The organism is Achromobacter aloeverae, assembly GCF_004121055.1.
Taxonomy (GTDB): Bacteria; Pseudomonadota; Gammaproteobacteria; order Burkholderiales; family Burkholderiaceae_B; genus Bordetella_C; species Bordetella_C aloeverae.
Window position 1 is genome coordinate 485,479 of the sequence record NZ_PYAL01000001.1, and the last position, 17,557, is coordinate 503,035.

The following is a 17,557-nucleotide window of genomic DNA, read 5'->3' on the forward strand; positions in this document are numbered from 1 at the left end:
TCAACTCGCCTGCTCGCCGGACACGTCCAGCAATTCGGTCGCCATTTCCACCAGCAGATCGGGATCGACCGGCTTCTGCAGCCAGCCGCACACGCCCAGGTCGCGCGCCGCCGTCTTGCTTTCCACGTCGTCCTCGGTGGTCAGCACCAGCACGGGGACATCCTCGTAGCGCTCGACCTGGCGCAGGCTGGAAATCAGTCCCAGGCCGCCCATCACGGGCATGTTCCAGTCGCTCACCACCAGGTCGACGGGCGTTTCCTGCGCGATGGCCAGAGCCAGCGCCTCCTTGCCATTGGCGGCCGCAACCACTTTCCAGCCCGCGCCGGTCAGCGTGGCCTGAACTATCATGCGCATCGTCGCGGAATCGTCCGCGACCAGAATCGTCGCCGTCATTTACTCAAAACTCCCTAGAGTCGTCGGTTACTGTGCCGCTGGCGCAGGCGTGGCGGGCGTACCGGCCGCGGGCGTACCGGCCGCGGGCGTACCGGCTGCGGGCGTCGCCGGCGCGCTTGCCGCCGGCGGCGCGACGCGCTGCTCTATCGCGCTGCCGATCTGGCGGCCATCCTTGCCCACGACATCGGCGGCCGCGGCATTGTCGCGATCGAACCTTTCCTGCGTCTCGCGGTTCAACACCACCAGACTGATACGACGGTTAACGGCAGCATAGGGGTCATCCTTAACCAGGCTGTAGCTGGAAGACAGGCCCACCACCCGCGCCACCTTGTTTTCCGCCATGCCGCCGGCCACCAGTTCCTGGCGCGAGGCATTGGCGCGGTCGGCCGAAAGCTCCCAGTTGCTGTAGGCGCGTTCGCCCCGGGCGTACTGTGTCGCGTCGGTGTGGCCGGAGATGCTGATCTTGAACGGAATATCGTTGAGCACCGGCGCCAGCTCGTGCAGGATGTCGCGCATATAGGGCTGGGGCTCGGCCCGGCCGGTCGCGAACATCGGACGGTTCTGGTTGTCGATGATCTGGATGCGCAGCCCCTCGGGCGTCATGTCGATCATCAGCTGCGGGCGGAAATTCTTCAGCAGCGGGCTGGTGTCGATGGTCTTTTCGATGCGCGACCGCACCTGCTCCAGGCGACGCTGGTCGCGCCGGTCGGACTCGCCCTTCACCTGCGCCTCCAGGCGGGTGCCATCGGCGCGGCGAATCTCGCCGTCGCTGCGCACGGGGTCGGCGCCGCCGCCCGGAATGGCGCTGGTCTGGGCGGAATTGCTGGGACCGCCGGTCAACGCCACGTGCAGCGGCATGCGGAAGTACTCGGCGATGCCCTTGAGTTCCTCGCGCGGCACCACGCTGATCAGCCACATGACGAGAAAAAAGGCCATCATGGCCGTGACGAAGTCGGCGTACGCGATCTTCCAGCTGCCGCCGTGGTGCCCGCCTCCGGCGGACTTCTTGCGGCGGATGACGACCCGGTGATTATTGACGGTGGCCATCTACGTATCCCGACCGCCTCAAGCCTTGCCGGCCGACGTCTTGGCCTGGCGCACGTGCTCTTCGAGCTCGGCGAAAGACGGCCGCACGCCCGAGTAAAGCACCTTGCGCCCGAACTCCACGGCCAGCTGCGGCGGATAGCCATTCATGCTCGCCAGCAGCGTGGTCTTGATGCATTCGAGGATCTTGACCGACTCGGCGGTCTGCTTCTCGACGCGCGACGCCAGCGGCGCCACGAAGCCGTAGGCCAGCAGGATGCCCAGGAAGGTCCCCACCATGGCCTTGGAGATAAGGTCGCCCAGCACGGCGGGCGGCTGGTCCACGGCCGCCAGCGCCTTGATCACGCCCAGCACGGCCGCCACGATACCGAAGGCCGGCATGGCGTCGGCCACGGTTTGCAGGGAATGCACCGGCACATGGGCTTCATGCCTGAAAGTCTCGATTTCCTCGTCCATCAGCGTTTCGATTTCGAAGGAACTCATGTTGCCGCTGATCATGATGCGCAGGTAATCCGTGATGAATTCCATCAGCTTCGGATCCTTCATGATGCGCGGCGATTCCATGAAGATCGGGCTGGACGACGGGTCCTCGATATGGGACTCGATCGCCATCAGGCCCTCGCGGCGGGCCTTGTTCAGGATCACGTACATGAGCGACATCAGCTCCATGTACACGTCCTTGTTATAGGGTGCGCCGCGCAGGGCCGCGGGTATGGCCTTCCTGGTCAGCTTGATCGACTTGGCGCTGTTGCCGGCGAGGAAAGAGCCCACCGCGGCGCCACCGATCAGGGTGAATTCGAACGGCTGGTATAGCGCGCCCAAATGCCCGCCCATGACGACGAAGCTTCCGACCACGGAAGCAATGACTACCAAGTAACCAATAACAATCAGCACATCAGGCCCCTGCCAAGCTTAGACGTAATATGAACGCCCATCATCCGCTGTTTCCCCTCACGCAAAAGCGTGGGTTACAGGGGAATTTCGGCGGCTTTTGGGGTTATTGAGCGGAAATCGTCACAGCCCGACGACGTCGGCGGCCACCCCCGCGCGACGTCCGGCGCGCTCCTTCGCGGCCGCGCGGGTCTTGCCGGCGCGCGGGGGCGGACGGCAGATGGCGCAGACAAAATCGCCACGCGGATCGTGCGCATGGGCGATGAAATGTCCGCCGCACTGCCGGCATTCCGACAACTGCAGCATCTTGCCTTCGAAGAAGCGCACCAGCATCCAGGCGCGCGTGAAGCTGAGGACCGGTTCGCTCTGCTCGCTGTCGCTGACGCCGCTGTGCTCCAGATACAAGCGGTAGGCATCGATGATGGCGCGGATGCCCTTGCTACCGGTGTTCTCGTTGAGGAACTTGAAGACGTTGTAGAACAGGGAAGAATGAATATTCGGCAGCCAGGTCATGAACCAGTCCACCGAGAAAGGCAGCATGCCCTTCGGGGGCGAGCAGCCGCGGATTTCCCGGTAGAGCCGCGCCAGGCGGTCGTGGCTGAGGCTGGTTTCGGACTCGAGGACTTGAAGCCGCGCGCCCAGCCCTATCATGGCGCTGGCCAGCAGGATTTCGTCGGCTTCTTGAGATACGCTTTTGATCGCCATGGCCCGTTACAAACCTGACATGTATAGATAGAGGTGACCCGAAGGCGGGGGGAACGTCAGGCCAGTTGCTCGACAGGCTGCTTGGCCAGGAGGATCGTGGCGTGCGCCTGTTGCAGCGCGCCACCCAGGACATCGTGGGTCAGCGCCGACAGCAGGCTGTAGTCGTCGAAGCGGAAGCGGCACAGCAGGGAGCTGGAGCTGGCCAGCTTGACCAGTTGCGCGGGGGAAAGGCGCAGCAGGATGTCGGCAACCTGGTCGCTGAAGCCGAGGCGGAACATGGCCGAGGCATAGTCGTCGCGCAACATGCGCTGAGCCAATAGCAGATAGGACAGATTGACTTCGCGGATGTCAGCGAGCAAAGAATTCTCAGTATGTTTCATGGGTCTTCCCTTGGTCACTTTCTAGAGGGGCGGTCTTGGCGAACGGCGCAATCAAACGTTACATACGACACATGAGATTCCGAACGAGATTGCGAAATGTGTCCTTTGTTCGCAAACGTCAGTGAATTTACCATGTGTGGTGTCATTTTCTATGTCAAGTATGACAAAAATTGTTTGTTCGACAAATATCGCACTTCAAGGATATATATAGCAACAAAGAATTCCCTAGTTTGGGGCAATTCTGTAAATAAGCGTTCAAATCCTTGCGTCCTTGGCCGAATGGATCGGGGCGGAATGCCGACAATTGCACGAAGAAGTCAAAAGTCCGCCCGTGGGGCCTCACGCCCCCCGGGATAGTCCTAAGGCCATGGATAGTCTGTGGTCTTTGGACAACAACACGGACTATTCCGTCGCCCCAAGGTTACGTAAGTCAAAGCGCAATGCCCCACCCCGAAGACAGCCTGGCCGACTATGCCCCGCTCGTGCGCAAGCTTGCGTTGCAGCTGCTCGCCCGGCTGCCGGCCAGCGTCGAGCTGGACGACCTGATCCAGGCCGGCATGATCGGCCTGCTGGATGCCGCGCGGCGTTACCAGGAAACCGCGGATGCGCAATTCGAGACCTATGCCACGTCGCGCATCCGCGGCGCCATGCTCGATGAATTGCGCAACCAGGATTGGCTGCCGCGCAGCGTGCGCAGCAAGGCCAAGCGCATCGAGCAGGCGGTGGCTCACCTGGGTCAGCGCCTGATGCGGGCGCCGACCGAATCCGAGATCGCCGCGCAGTTGGACATGCCGCTGAACGAGTACCACGAGATGCTGTACGACGCGCAAGGCGTGCAGATCGTGCACTACGAGGACTTCGGCGCCGAGAGCGGCGGCGACGGCGGCGATTCCGATTGGAGCAATGGCGCGGCCGCATCGTCCGGCGCCAATCCCTTGGACAACCTGTTGGCGGGCGACTTCCGCCAGGTGCTGGTAGAGGCCATCGACGCCCTGCCCGACCGCGAGAAGCTGTTGCTCTCCCTCTATTACGAGCAAGGGCTGAATCTCAAGGAGATCGGCGCCATCATGGAAGTCACGGAGGCGCGCGTGTGCCAGTTGCGCAGCCAGGCGACGGCGCGGCTGCGGGCCTATATGCATAGCCAGTCCTGGCGGGAAATGCCGGGGCATGGGTTGCTGGCGCAGGTGGTTTGAAGCAAGGCTTCCCACTTTTTCTGTATATCCCCATCCTTATCCGGATTCGCGACCATGGATACGTCACACGCCCGCGAGATGAACCAGAGAGTGAACGAGCCGCTATCCGCGGTTGCACCCTCCAGCTTGCCCGCTCCCGTTATCGATACGCTGCCACCCGCTCCGACGATGGCCGCGTATCCATTACAAAAATCCAACGTCTATGTCACCCAGCCGACGCTGCCGCCGCTGGAGGAATTCCTGCCATATCTGCAGCAGATATGGGACAGCAAGATGCTGACCAATGGTGGGCCGTTCCATCAGCAGTTGGAGGACGCGCTATGCCAATACCTGGGAGTGCCGTACATCAGCCTGTTCAGCAACGGGACCCTGGCCTTGATGTCGGCATTGCAAACCTTGCGGGTCACCGGCGAAGTTATCACTACGCCCTACTCTTTCGTCGCCACGGCACATTCCCTGGTGTGGAATGGCATTAAACCCGTGTTCGTGGATATCAACCCCGCCACCATGGCGATGGACCCAGCACGTATAGAGGCGGCCATCACGCCGCACACCACGGCCATCATGCCGGTGCATTGCTATGGTTACCCCTGCGACGTCGATGCAATACAACGAATCGCCGACCTCTATGGACTGAAGGTGATATACGACGCCGCCCACGCATTCGCCGTGCGCTACCGGGGCGCAAGCCTGCTCAATCATGGCGATCTGTCGGTACTCAGTTTCCATGCCACCAAGGTGTTCAACACCTTCGAAGGCGGCGCGATCATTTCCCAGGACGCGAAAACCAAGAAGCGTATCGACTATCTGAAGAATTTCGGTATTGCCGATGAAACCACGGTCGTCGCGCCGGGCATCAACGGCAAGATGAGCGAAATCAATGCGGCGTTCGGGTTGTTGCAGCTTAAGGGGGTAGCGAAGGCCATCGACGAGCGCCGACTGCGCGACGCGAGGTACCGTGAAGGATTGGCTCACATACCAGGAGTCTCCGTCATGACCCCGGTAGAGGGGCTGGAGCCGAACTATTCCTACTTCCCCATCTTCATCGGTCCCGAATACAGGCACAGCAGGGATGATCTGTTCTTCGCGCTGAGGGCCCGCAACATCTATGCTCGCCGTTACTTCTATCCCTTGATAAGTGACTTCCCGATGTACCGCGGCCAGGCGTCAGCGACAACGGAAAACCTTCCCATCGCGACTCGGGCCGCCAATCAGGTTATCTGCCTGCCGATGTATCCGAATCTACCCCTGGAACAGTTGGACGAAATCGTGGAGCTGATCGCGAACCTGGCGAGGACCTGATGCGCCTGGCGATCATGCAGCCGTATTTCCTGCCCTATCTTGGGTACTGGCAACTGCTTGTCGCGGCTGACCGCTTCGTGATCTACGACAACGTCAACTACATCAAGGGCGGGTGGGTCAACCGCAACCGCGTACTGATCTCGGGACTGCCCGGCTATATCACCGTACCGCTCCACCAGGCCACGCCCTACAAGCAGATAATCGAGACGCAGGTGCAGGCGGGCACGCATTGGCGCGACAAGATGTGCAAGACTCTCGAAAACTGCTACAGGCGCGCGCCCTACTTCGCTGAATCCTTCCCTGTGCTTGAAAGGATCATCCGCCACCCGGAAGCCAACCTGGCATCCTATCTCAGCAATCAGCTATCGATAGTGGCCGATCATTTGGACCTGCCGGCAAGTATTGTGCTGGCCAGCGACGTGCATCCTATGGGGACTACAACGGGAGAAGCACGCGTTCTGGAAATCTGTGCACGCGAGGGCGCCAGCCACTATGTGAACTCCGTGGGCGGCATGGCGCTATACGACACCGGGACGTTCCGCTCGCACGGCATAGAATTGCAGTTCCTGAAGTCCCGCGGATCACCTTATCCGCAAAGGGCGAAGCCGTTTACGCCGCATCTGTCGATAGCCGATGTCCTCATGGAGGTCGGCAAGGAAGGCGCGCAGCGACTCCTGCGCGAATACGATCTTATAACCAGCCCCCCACTTGCTCACTGAACTCCATGATTGGCGGCACGCAACGACCCGATGCGATCGGAGGCTATTTCGAGCTGGAGCGCGACAGGCCAGGGTTCTCGCCATACCCACAGTCACTTGCGCTGCAGTCGGCGCGTGCGGCACTGCACCTACTGTTGCAAAAAATCGAGCCGCATCGAGTATGGATGCCGTTTTACATCTGCGACGCCATGTTGGCACCCATTCGTGCGCTGGGTATCGAGATTGCCTTCTACACGCTTGATGAACAACTCGCCGTGAGCAAGGAAGTCACGCCACGCGCCACGGATTGCCTTCTCTACGTCAACTATTTCGGCATTTGCGGCCAACAGACCACCCAACTGCTTCGACGTATCGCGCCCGAGCAGGTAATACTGGATCACTCGCAGGCATTCTTTTGCGAGCCGAAGGAATGCCTCGCGACGATATACTCGCCACGAAAGTTCTTTGGGATTCCTGATGGAGGACTGCTGGTCAGTAGCGCCATTGCCGAGGACGTGGTTCTACCCGAAGATGACTCGATGCCCCGCACCGCGCATCTGCTCAAGCGCCTCGCATATGACGCCGAGCGTGGCTACGCGGATTTCCAGGCATCCGAAGCCACCTTGGCGGACACTCGGCCGCGCGCGATGTCCACACTGACGCAACGCTTGCTAAGCGCAGTGGACACCTCGGGCGCACGGGCACGTCGCAACGAGAATTTCCGCATCCTGCATGACCATCTCGGGCATTTGAATCTGTTGAACGTGCAGCTGCCTACGATAGATGGCCCGCTATGCTACCCCTTTGTCACCAGTGACGTTGGACTCAGGGAAGCACTGATGCAGGACCGGATCTACGCCGCAACATACTGGCCCGAGGTGCTGACTCGCTGTCCCCCGGGCACGATCGAAAGTCGCCTTGTCCGGAATTGCCTGCCGCTGCCCTGCGACCAGCGCTATGACAGGAACGACATGGAGCGGATCGTAGCGATCATTCTTTCGGCGGTCAGCGCTTGATCCGATATACGCCCAACCACGATGCCTGAACACCTATCCGGCCTCCCGACAGCCGCCAGAGACCATCGAACGCGGCGTTGAGCCAGCGTGTCAACATACGCTTGACGCCGCTGCCCACATAGAAAGAGCGCCAGCCCCGTGTACGATACGGATCGCGGAAAAAGTAGATATCGACAAGCTCGATCAACGCGGCCTCCCCATACGATAGGGGCATCCCGGTGTTACCGAAAGCATGCCGAATGCTTTGTGGGAGATAGGGCCGTATGTGAGAGAAGTCGTGATAAAAACGCTCACCTGGCGTCGGGGTCAAGAGCACTAGCCGGCCATGCTCGCCAAGCAGGGCACATAGCCTCGGAATCAAGCCAACCAAGTCGTCCGGCGCGACATGCTCCACCAAATGGCTAAGGAAGATGACGTCGAAAGGCGCATCGTTTCTGCGGAAGAATTCCTCGGGGGCATATGCGGAATATCCCTGTTCGCGCGCCCTCGCCACATAGTCCAGGTTCATGTCGACGCCCACGACGTCCAAGCCCAGCTCCTTGAAGCAGGCAAGAAACTTCCCGAGGCCGCAACCGAAATCAAGGACACGCAAGCCGGCGCGATCGCGCGCATAGCTCCGCATCAGGGTAACGATGCGGTCGTACTCCAGCGTCTGGTAATGTGCGATTTTCTTCATCTTGGAGCCGCGGCCGGTTCAGTTCGCCTTGGACGTCTTGATGGCGACGGCGTGACCATTTAGGTTGTGAATCAATACGCCATCGGCCAGCCCGCTGCAGTCCTCATTGACAAATTGGGTGACACCTTCGCATCCCCAGAATCCATAATCATCAAACACAACCATGCCGCCTTGGACCACCCGAGGCCAGATCACATCGAATGACTCCTTTGCGGACAGATAGGTGTCGACGTCGATGTGCGCAAGGCTGATCCTGCCCGGCAGGCCATCCAGCGTATCGTCAGGAAACATGCCGGCATGGATTGCGCAACGCAGGCCCAACTCATCAAATAGGCGAGTAACGATGTCGCGATCCGTATCGGCATGCTCGCCTCCCTTGTAAAGGGTGTCATAGGCTGCATCCGCCTTGGCAACGCCACTAAAGGTGTCGAACAACGCGATGTTCTTTTCGGGTACGGCATGCGCCAGCAACGCCGCCGTACCACCTCGCCATACGCCCACCTCGACAAGATCGCCCGGCAAGGAGGCCACTTGCCGTGCCAGAGTGGTGAGCTCATAACAGCGGTAAATATCGACCAAGGTATTGGCGCTAATAACCTCATACACCTTCATAAAAGGCGCGTCATCCAGCCATGGAGCATAAGTGGCGTGCGGCACGACCTGCGCCTGGCTGTAGCCGGGCTTGACCACTGGGAAGCGGGTAGCGCGCAAGCGTGCGAGCAAGTCACGCCGCTCCGATCGCAGGACATCGAGAAAATCGGGGACGTTCGAATTGGAAGTAACCATGTCCTTATCTCAGGAAGAATTCCACGGCGTCTACATCAAGCACGGGCACGCCCGTCTTGCGAGCGACGTCCAGCCTGTCCGGGAAGTAGTTGTCTATGAATATGGAACGGGGGCTGACATAGTCGCCCTTTGGTTCGCCGTTGCGCAGATGGATGATCTCGTCGAACAGCGTGGGGGCGATGTGCGCGGCCGCCAATGTCTCCCCTACGATTGCCGCATGGCGCGTGATCAGCTTGATGCGCTTGCCCTGGGCGACACATTGATGGAGGAAAGCCAACACTATCGGCACGGCATGCCCGTTCATGACAAGGGTATCGTCGAGATCGACGAACACCGTATCGAACTCAACGTCCAGCGCGGCACGCGTAGCAATATTGCGATCCACCACGCTGACGGCGCCGGAAGGAAGCGCCGCCAGCTTGCGACCCAGATAATCCTGCACGGCCATCAAGGGGAGATTGACGCCACGTGCTCGTTGGGCAACCATCGAGCCCGCGATCCGGCAGCAAATCTCCAGTAGCTTCCAGCGCCCAAGTGAATCCGCTTTCAGTTGGAAGAACCACGGACCACGCAGCCGTAGCCGACCGTTGATTTCTCCCGCAATGGCGCTGATTTCAGGCGAGGACTCCGGCCATAGCTGGCATCGCATACTGATACCCGCCCTCACCCGCTCCCGAGTGCGCGGCCCCACCCATACGAGTGCCCCGTCGGCATCCGAAAAGCAGTCGACCGTCAATTCCGCGCCCGGCAGGTACTCCACAATGAGGTTGTCCGGCCCCTGGGCGAGCACGGCCCGTGCTTGCCCGAGGTCGTGCACAAGGGACACACCCTGCCCGCCCTGGCCCTCGTCCGGCTTGATTACTACTGGCCACTGCGGCACGTCCTCTGGCGAGGCCCACGTGGCGGGGGCCCAATCCAGGCCGGAGAACAGCGCATAGGTCCTTCGCTTACTACGCGCTACGGCCGCCGCCTCGGGATCGCCGTTGACCAGGAAGAATCCCATGCATTTCGCGCGAGGCGCCAAATGGTTCAACACGCTGTCATGCGTCGCGAACACAAGATCGATCCTGTTCTCGATGATGATGCGATGAAAAGCCTGGTCGAAGGACGGGTCGGCAATGTTAGGCACGCCGCCGATATAGTTGTCGAAACGGAACCGGCCATGATCCTCGACACTCGAGGCGCCGAGGATCTCGACGTGAACGGAGTAACGCAGCGCCTGGTGGACTTCGGCCGCATTTTCCGAGCCGCAGGGGAACACCAGAACACGAACTTTCTTCATGGGCGGAAAAGAATAGCGATAAAGATGGGGGGCAGCCCGGTCCAGGGCGGTCTTGGAAACGTAACTACTTGAAACCACCACAGGCTGCCACGCTTACCGACGGTGGGGCATCCTCTCACGCCGAAGCGCGCTGCAATAGCTCGAAAACACCGCATAAAGGCGTTCATCTGTCACCGAGGGAAGCCAACGCCCTCGGGTCGCGGTCCAACGCTACTCCTAAATCCATCAATGCACCAACTTGGTGCAAAGAAAACCGGAAATTTTCGGCAATCTTCGAAAAACGACCCTAAAGATCCGAGTAACGCCGTCGTTATCCAGGCAGCGGAACACTTCGTTTCGGTCCAACCGGGCGAGCGCCGCATCTGTGGGTAGCGATAGCTGCCCAGTTTGAAGAAGCCTTTCTCTCTCGGGAGCTATACATGTCTTCGGTTATCAATACCAACTACCTGTCGCTGGTTGCACAAAACAACCTGAACACGTCGCAGTCCGCCCTGGGCACCGCGATCACCCGCCTGTCCTCCGGCCTGCGCATCAACAGCGCCAAGGATGACGCCGCTGGCGAAGCCATCGCCAACCGCTTCACCGCCAACGTGAACGGCCTGACCCAGGCTGCTCGCAACGCCAACGACGGCATCTCGATCGCTCAGACGACCGAAGGCTCGCTGGACGAAATCAACAACAACCTGCAGCGTATCCGCGAACTGACCGTTCAAGCCGCCAACGGCACGAACTCGGCCAGCGACCTGTCCTCGATCCAGGCTGAAATCACGCAGCGCCTGTCTGAAATCGACCGCGTGTCGCAACAGACCCAGTTCAACGGCGTGAAGGTGCTGGCCAGCGATCAAACGCTGACCATCCAAGTCGGCGCGAACGACAACGAGACGATCAACGTCAACCTGAAGCAGATCAACTCGTCGACCCTGGGCCTGACCAACCTGGACGTGACGAAGAGCGTTTCCAGCACGTCGCTGACCGCTGCCGGCAACTTCAAGGACGCCGTCGCCGGTACCGCCGCCAAGTCGGCCGTGACGGTCGACCTGACCTACACGGGCGCCACCCCGGCTGCCCCGACGCTGGTCGTCGGCGACGACGGCAAGCTGTACGCGAAGGCTGGCGGTTCGCTGTTCGCCGCCACGTTCAACGCCACCGCCAACACCGTGTCGTACAACACGACGGCCGGCGGCTCCGCGGCTGGCGTGTCCGTGGTTGCCGGCGCCACCACCTTCGTGGATGGCTCGGGCTCCCTGGTTGACCTCGACACCGCCAAGGCGGCCACCGCCACGAACGCCGCTGGCGATCCCTCCTTCAACGTGTACCAGTCGAACGCTGGCGGCACGCTGGTGGTTTCGGATGGCACGAACACCTGGACCATCGGCACGGGCGGCAACTCGATCGACCTGACGACCGGCAAGGTCACCCTGGGCACCAAGGACGCGGCCGCTGTTGCCACGGCCACCGGTTTCAGCGAAGTCACCGCCGGCAACGTCCTGACGCTCCCGGGCACCGCCGCCGTGGCCACCGTGGCCGCCGTTGCGTACAACACGACCGACGCTTTCGCCAGCCTGGGTGGCACCAACTCCCTGGAGAAGGGCACCAACGGCAGCCTGTACATCAAGAGCGTCGGCAGCGACGGTACGACCACGTACTACAATGCCACCGCCGATTCCACCGGCAAGATCACCGCCGGCACGGAAGCCAACGTCGATCCGCTGAACAACATCGACAAGGCCATCTCGCAGGTTGACTCGTTCCGTAGCGACCTGGGCGCGATCCAGAACCGCTTCGAATCGACCATCACCAACCTGAACAACACGGTCAACAACCTGTCCGACGCCCGTTCGCGTATTCAAGACGCCGACTACGCGACCGAAGTGTCGAACATGACCCGTGCTCAGATCCTGCAACAGGCTGGCACCTCGGTTCTGGCGCAAGCCAACCAAGTGCCGCAGACGGTCCTGTCGCTGCTGCGCTAAGTCGTACCTCTCTGGGGGCCGGCAACGGTCTCCAGTAGAAACCGGCCCCGGCTCGCGTTCACGCGCGAGCCGGGGCTTTTTCATGTTTCCGGCCACTGCCCGGCAAGCGCCTGGCGACCGGCAAGCGTCGCCGGACCGCGATGTTATGAGGGATTAGGCACGAAATATCGCGTTTTCCGGGGGATTCATTCCCTTCCGACCTTCCTACACTAGCGGCTACCATCTGCCGTCCAGTGTCATCATGTCCAAGCAAAATCCCGCTCGCCTGCTGAATCGACTTCCTTCCGCCCGGGTCGCGCGCAAGGCGACGACCGCCAAGCCCCTGACCGTCGCCCACCGCACCCCCACCGACGCGGCCGGTTGGCTGGCGCTGGGCCGCCAATTGTGCGACGCCGGACAACATGATCAGGCAAGGGATGCGGCCGAACAGGCCCGGACGCTTTCCAAGGATCCGGCTCCTGTCTGGCTGCTGTTGGCGCAAATCGAGGTTCTCGCCAACAATATCGCCCTGGCAATAGGCCACTTTCGCAAAGCCATCGAGTTGGACGGCCAGCAGATAGAGGCACATCACGGCCTCGCAAGCGCCTTGCTACGGACCGACGAACTGGACGATGCGCTCAAGCACGTCGACCTGGCGCTGAAACTCGAACCGGGGCGTCTGAATGCCAAGGCGCTCAAGGCCTTGATCCTGACGCGCCTGCATCGCCAGGCGGAAGCCATCGAGCTGCTCCAGAATCTGATCGTCGCGGATCCCCGCCCGGACGCCGCCCATGCGCACCTCAACAACCTGGGCAATGCGCAGCGCGATATCGGCCGGCTGGCGGATGCCGAACGATCCTACCGGAAGGCGCTTCAGCACCAGCCTCTTGACGTCAACTCCCAGTCGAACCTGCTGTCGCTCCTGCACTACATGCCGGAAAAGACGGCAGCGGAAATCGAGGCCGCCTGCCGCGAAATCGGCGCCCTTTTTGCCAAGGACGCGAAGAGCACGCGCCCCGTGCCGCGAGACAAATCTCCCGACAAGCGCTTGCGGGTAGGCATGTTCTCGGACGGCTTCCGCCAGCACCCCGTCGGTGCGATGACGGCGACCGCGCTGGAGCAACTGGTCAAGCAGGGCGTCGAAATCTACGCATACTCCACCAGCGCCGTCTCGGACTACATTACCCACCGGATCAAGGGTTTCTGCACCCGCTGGCAGGTCGTCACCTACTTGACCGACGAACAGTTCATCGAGCAGATCCGTGAAGATGAGATCGATATCCTCATAGACCTGGCAGGCTATGGCGCCGGTACCCATATGCGCGCCCTCACCCACGAGCCGGCGCCGCTGATCGTCAAATGGGTGGGCGGACTCATCAATACCACCGGCATCGAGAGCATCGATTACCTGATTACCGACGCCGTGGAGTCGCCGCCGGGCGTGGACACGGGCTTCACGGAAAAACTCATCCGCATGCCGGATGACTATATCTGCTACATGCCGCCCTCGCACGTCCCCGCAGTCGGCCCTCTGCCGGCGCTGCAAAACGGGTATGTGACCTTCGGCTGCTTCAACAACCCGACCAAGATCAACCCCGTCGTGCTCACGGAATGGGCCCACCTGCTGAATGCGGTTCCGGGGTCTCGCCTCCTGCTCAAGAGCGGTCCCTACGACAGTCCCGTCATGCAGAGAATGGTGCTCGACACCATGCAGGCCCATGGCGTGGACGAGGACAGGATACGTTTCTCCGGCCATTCGATTCATCACCATCTGCTCCGCGCTTACAACGAGGTCGACGTCGCGCTCGACCCATGGCCGTATTCCGGCGGCCTGACCACTTGCGAAGCGATGATCATGGGTGTCCCGGTGGTGACCCTGCCTGGTCCCACGTTTGCGGGCCGGCACTCTGCGACCCACCTGGTCAACGCCGGGATGCCGGACCTGGTTGCTGGCGATTGGGATGAATATCGGGCCCGCGCCGTGGCGCTGGTAAGCGACCTGGACAACCTGGCAACGATACGCGGCAATCTTCGCAAGGTACTGCTGGAATCGCCCGTCTGCGACGGCGCGCGCTATGCCGGCAATATGGCTAATGCGCTACGCGCGATATGGCAGAGGTATTGCGAGGGAAAGGCGCCCGCTGCCTTGTACCTCGACAAGAATGGGGGCGCAAGATTCGAAGGTGAAACCGACCCGGTAAAGCTTGTGCAGCCGGCCCTGCCCCCTGAGGAAATTGGATTTCAGTGGGCACTGCAAGGCAAGCTGATCGCCGTGGACAGCGGCGGCCGTCTGCTGGACCGCCCCTCTACCGAAGGGATGGTGGCGTTGAGGATGCTCGAGGCCGTGGTCTTCGATGCCAAGGGCGATAAGCGCGACCACGTGCTTACCCAGCGCGAAGGCGTGCATTATCTGAACGGTCTTGCGCTTGGCAATGGCGAGCCGGCGACCCTGAACGAATGCCTGGATCCGAAGCTGAGCGGATTGCTCCGCCCCTTGGACGCCGATTCAGCCGACCCATTGGCTGGCGGGCGCGTCCTTTTCCAGCGCCCCATGCAGACAACTGCCTTGGACAACATCAACGGCCTGCCCACCATAGACTGGTTATTGCTCGATGCGGAAGGGCCGAGCGCAACCATTCTTGCGCATGGCTCCCAGGCATTGGCCAAGGCGTTGGTGATCGATGCCCGCGTGGTGTTCCACGCCACCCACGTCGGTCAACCAATGCTGGCTGAACTGGAATCATGGGCCCTGTCGCAGGGTTTCCGCCTGCATTGCCTCCATCATCCAGAGGTAGGCCACGCTTCTGGCCTTGCCGGCAGCCAAACACTTCCGCCAACAGCGTTATTACGCGCCGACGCGATATTCGTGCCGACGCCGGCCCGCCTGGCGCTGATGGACGCCGCCAGCAGGCAAAAGCTGGCCTGCATCCTGCATCTGGGCTACGGCTTCGAGGACGCCACCTACGAAATCCTTGCAACGGATTCCGCTGACGATTCCCAAGCGCAGGCCTATCTGGATGATCGCTACATCGCCAAGGCCATAGGCCGTGATATGGTGCTTGCGGTGCACAATGCACGCAACCGGAACGAGGCTGTCGAAGCCGTTCACCTGGCGAGGAGCCTGCCTCGCTGGAGCGAGCATGCCATTGAGGTCTTGATCAAGCGTTGCGTTAGCATGCTGGCCCGCGAGCCGCGCAACGACACCGCATATTTCCTGTTGTCCCACGCCTTGCTCGGTCAAGGCGAACTGGGCCCGTGCGATGATGACACCCCCAATGCTGCCCTGCTGCGCGACTTGTCCGTCCGCCTCAATGCCGAGGGATACCCGCGCAAGGGATACCTGTACAGTTTCTGGCTGGCGGATGCACAAGTACTGAGGAATCGGGCCCAGGCCAAGGTCAGCGTGATACTGGTTGCGGACCGCGTGGGCGACCATGTCCCGGCTTGCCTGGCGACGTTGCGGGAACAATCCGGGGACGATCTGGAAGTCGTTCTGCTGAGCAACGGCGCCCCCCGTTCCGAGTTCGATAGCGTGTTGCACTTGCTGGATGCCTATATTGAAACTCGTGGCGGTGCCGGCGAGTGCCTGGCCCGCAACCTTGCCGTCCTTTACACCAACGCCCCTATCCTGTTATTTCTCGACGCACGCGGCCTCCCCGAGCCGGGCCTGATACAGGCGCACATCGATGCGCACAACATCCGCGACGCCGTGGCGGTTCGTGGCGGCTGCCGCACGACTGGGGGGGGCACAGTGCCGGCTCACTGGGATCTGGGCGCCGAAATCATTCCGTCGCTGCCGACTCTTGAAGGCAATGTCTCCTTCTCGCGCAAGGCCTTTTCAGCGGCACAGGGCTGGGGCGACTATCTCCTCGGCGAGCATGCCGGCACCGATATCGGCAACCGCTTGATAAACCTGGGGTACGAAGAAACTCGCCTGGTATATACGCCAGGTGCCGTGTTACGACTTGACCAGATACCGGACCCGGCCAGTGCCTCTGACAAATACGCGGCCCAAAGGGCTCCTTGGCTGCTTTTGGAAGCTTGGGGAACCACCAAGGCGTCGCCACCAGCGAAACAGCTTGCGCCGGCGTCGACATCCACGCAGCGTCCGCTGCCTACGCTGACCGATACTGGAAAAAAGTACTACCTGCACATCTGCTACAACAACATGCACGTGCAGGGACTGATCAACATGCTTGATGATGCCTCCCTGGGCGACGCGTTCGTGCATCAGATCTTCATCGAGCGCGAACGATCGGTCGACGGTTACGACAACGACATCCAGAACAACGAACACGCCTACTTCTTCGACAAAAGGACCGATTTCCAGAAGATCGTCGATCTTTGCCTCCGTCCGGGTGTGCAAGGGGTCTTTGTCCATGGGCTGTTCTTCGACTGGCAGAAGTCGCTGGTCAAGGCCATCGGGCCTCGCGCCAAGGTAATCTGGGGCATATGGGGCGGCGATCTCTATGGTCCCATCAATGCCGGTAAACCGCTGTTCGATATCGTCGAACATGTAGATGCCGTCGCCAGCGTCACCGAAGGCGACTACCGCCTGTTCTGCAACACGTACGGAGAAAAGCCACGACTGCAGATCATGTACCCGCCGGCGCTGGACCTGGAAACCGTACCGGTACCCGACGCCAAGTCCAATGTGATTTTTGTCGGTAACAGCGGGGATGCCGGCAACTTGCACGGGGAAATCCTTGAACACCTGGCCGGCAAGAGCGACATCAAGGATTACGAGATCATATTGCCGCTCTCGTACAACGTGTCCAACGACTACAAGCAGTCACTCATCAGATTGATCCAGAAGTTGAACCTGACGAGGCAAACCCGCCTGTTGACGGATTTCATCCCATTGGCGAAATACACGGACATGCTGGCCAATGCCAAATTCCTGATTACCGCGCACAACCGCCAGCAAGCGCTTGGCAACATGGTGACGGCACTCTATTTCGGCGCCGGCACTGTTCTACGTAAAAACATCCTCGTTGACGGAGCTGAGTTGGTCAACCCAAGCTGGGAAATTCTGACGCAAATGCAGACCCAGCCCCTTTCCTATGAAGCGTTTGCCGCGTGCACCCGCTTGGCGGATCTGCCCCTGCTGTCCAGGGAGCAGGCAGACAGCCAACGCGCCGCCCTGCAAGCGCAGATCAGCCGCTCAGCCATATTGAGGCTGTTGAAGTCGCAGTTCGAATTGGCTGCCCAGATAGTCTGACAAGAGCACATTGTGGAT

At 60.9% G+C, this 17,557-nt stretch carries 14 protein-coding genes; 6 read left to right on the forward strand and 8 right to left on the reverse strand.

Features of this window, described 5'->3' with window-relative positions; translation table 11 throughout:
* The 5 genes from C7R54_RS02155 to flhD all read right to left on the reverse strand — a co-directional run bounded on the left by C7R54_RS02155 (position 1) and on the right by flhD (position 3,413).
* Positions 1 to 393 carry a response regulator gene (locus C7R54_RS02155; RefSeq protein WP_129148541.1) on the reverse strand — a complete coding sequence of 131 codons (393 nt, stop codon included), beginning with the start codon at positions 391 to 393 and terminating at the stop codon, positions 1 to 3.
* 27 nt (positions 394 to 420) lie between these two features.
* A complete protein-coding gene (gene motB, locus C7R54_RS02160) occupies positions 421 to 1,440 on the reverse strand; it encodes a flagellar motor protein MotB (RefSeq protein ID WP_129148542.1) in 1,020 nt (339 codons plus the stop codon).
* Positions 1,441 to 1,458: 18 nt separating this feature from the next.
* Positions 1,459 to 2,331: a flagellar motor stator protein MotA gene (gene motA / locus C7R54_RS02165; protein ID WP_129148543.1), complete on the reverse strand. Its 873-nt coding sequence runs from the start codon at positions 2,329 to 2,331 to the stop codon at positions 1,459 to 1,461.
* A gap of 120 nt (positions 2,332 to 2,451) precedes the next feature.
* On the reverse strand, positions 2,452 to 3,033 hold the full coding sequence (gene flhC / locus C7R54_RS02170) for a flagellar transcriptional regulator FlhC (RefSeq protein WP_129148544.1): 582 nt from the start codon (positions 3,031 to 3,033) through the stop codon (positions 2,452 to 2,454).
* A gap of 56 nt (positions 3,034 to 3,089) precedes the next feature.
* A complete protein-coding gene (flhD, locus tag C7R54_RS02175) occupies positions 3,090 to 3,413 on the reverse strand; it encodes a flagellar transcriptional regulator FlhD (RefSeq protein ID WP_129148545.1) in 324 nt (107 codons plus the stop codon).
* 440 nt (positions 3,414 to 3,853) lie between these two features.
* On the opposite strand from flhD, the gene C7R54_RS02180 reads away from it, so the two are divergent.
* The 4 genes from C7R54_RS02180 to C7R54_RS02195 all read left to right on the forward strand — a co-directional run bounded on the left by C7R54_RS02180 (position 3,854) and on the right by C7R54_RS02195 (position 7,622).
* The gene (locus C7R54_RS02180) at positions 3,854 to 4,606 is read left to right on the forward strand and encodes an RNA polymerase sigma factor FliA (protein ID WP_129148546.1); all 753 of its coding nucleotides are present in this window, start codon (positions 3,854 to 3,856) and stop codon (positions 4,604 to 4,606) included.
* 168 nt (positions 4,607 to 4,774) lie between these two features.
* Positions 4,775 to 5,908: a DegT/DnrJ/EryC1/StrS family aminotransferase gene (locus C7R54_RS02185; RefSeq protein ID WP_129149404.1), complete on the forward strand. Its 1,134-nt coding sequence runs from the start codon at positions 4,775 to 4,777 to the stop codon at positions 5,906 to 5,908.
* On the forward strand, positions 5,908 to 6,627 hold the full coding sequence (locus tag C7R54_RS02190) for a WbqC family protein (RefSeq protein ID WP_129148547.1): 720 nt from the start codon (positions 5,908 to 5,910) through the stop codon (positions 6,625 to 6,627). Before C7R54_RS02185 ends, C7R54_RS02190 begins: the two co-directional genes overlap by 1 nt.
* Positions 6,628 to 6,632: 5 nt before the next feature.
* Positions 6,633 to 7,622, forward strand: a complete 990-nt coding sequence (locus C7R54_RS02195; RefSeq protein WP_129148548.1) for an aspartate aminotransferase family protein — start codon at positions 6,633 to 6,635, stop codon at positions 7,620 to 7,622.
* On the opposite strand, the gene C7R54_RS02200 is transcribed toward C7R54_RS02195, so the two are convergent.
* Genes C7R54_RS02200 through C7R54_RS02210 form a run of 3 tightly spaced genes read right to left on the reverse strand, consistent with a single transcriptional unit; the run spans position 7,612 to position 10,366 of the window.
* The gene (locus C7R54_RS02200) at positions 7,612 to 8,298 is read right to left on the reverse strand and encodes a class I SAM-dependent methyltransferase (RefSeq protein WP_129148549.1); all 687 of its coding nucleotides are present in this window, start codon (positions 8,296 to 8,298) and stop codon (positions 7,612 to 7,614) included. The two genes, C7R54_RS02195 and C7R54_RS02200, sit on opposite strands and share 11 nt — an antisense overlap.
* An 18-nt stretch (positions 8,299 to 8,316) precedes the next feature.
* Positions 8,317 to 9,084 carry a TylF/MycF/NovP-related O-methyltransferase gene (locus C7R54_RS02205; RefSeq protein WP_129148550.1) on the reverse strand — a complete coding sequence of 256 codons (768 nt, stop codon included), beginning with the start codon at positions 9,082 to 9,084 and terminating at the stop codon, positions 8,317 to 8,319.
* A gap of 4 nt (positions 9,085 to 9,088) precedes the next feature.
* Positions 9,089 to 10,366: an ATP-grasp domain-containing protein gene (locus C7R54_RS02210; RefSeq protein ID WP_129148551.1), complete on the reverse strand. Its 1,278-nt coding sequence runs from the start codon at positions 10,364 to 10,366 to the stop codon at positions 9,089 to 9,091.
* Positions 10,367 to 10,785: 419 nt separating this feature from the next.
* Between C7R54_RS02210 and C7R54_RS02215 the strand changes: the two genes are divergently transcribed.
* Together C7R54_RS02215 and C7R54_RS02220 are read left to right on the forward strand one after the other, a co-directional pair.
* Positions 10,786 to 12,339, forward strand: a complete 1,554-nt coding sequence (locus C7R54_RS02215) for a flagellin N-terminal helical domain-containing protein (RefSeq protein ID WP_129148552.1) — start codon at positions 10,786 to 10,788, stop codon at positions 12,337 to 12,339.
* Positions 12,340 to 12,580: 241 nt separating this feature from the next.
* Positions 12,581 to 17,539, forward strand: a complete 4,959-nt coding sequence (locus C7R54_RS02220) for a TDP-N-acetylfucosamine:lipid II N-acetylfucosaminyltransferase family protein (RefSeq protein WP_129148553.1) — start codon at positions 12,581 to 12,583, stop codon at positions 17,537 to 17,539.
* The last annotated feature ends 18 nt before the right edge of the window (positions 17,540 to 17,557 follow it).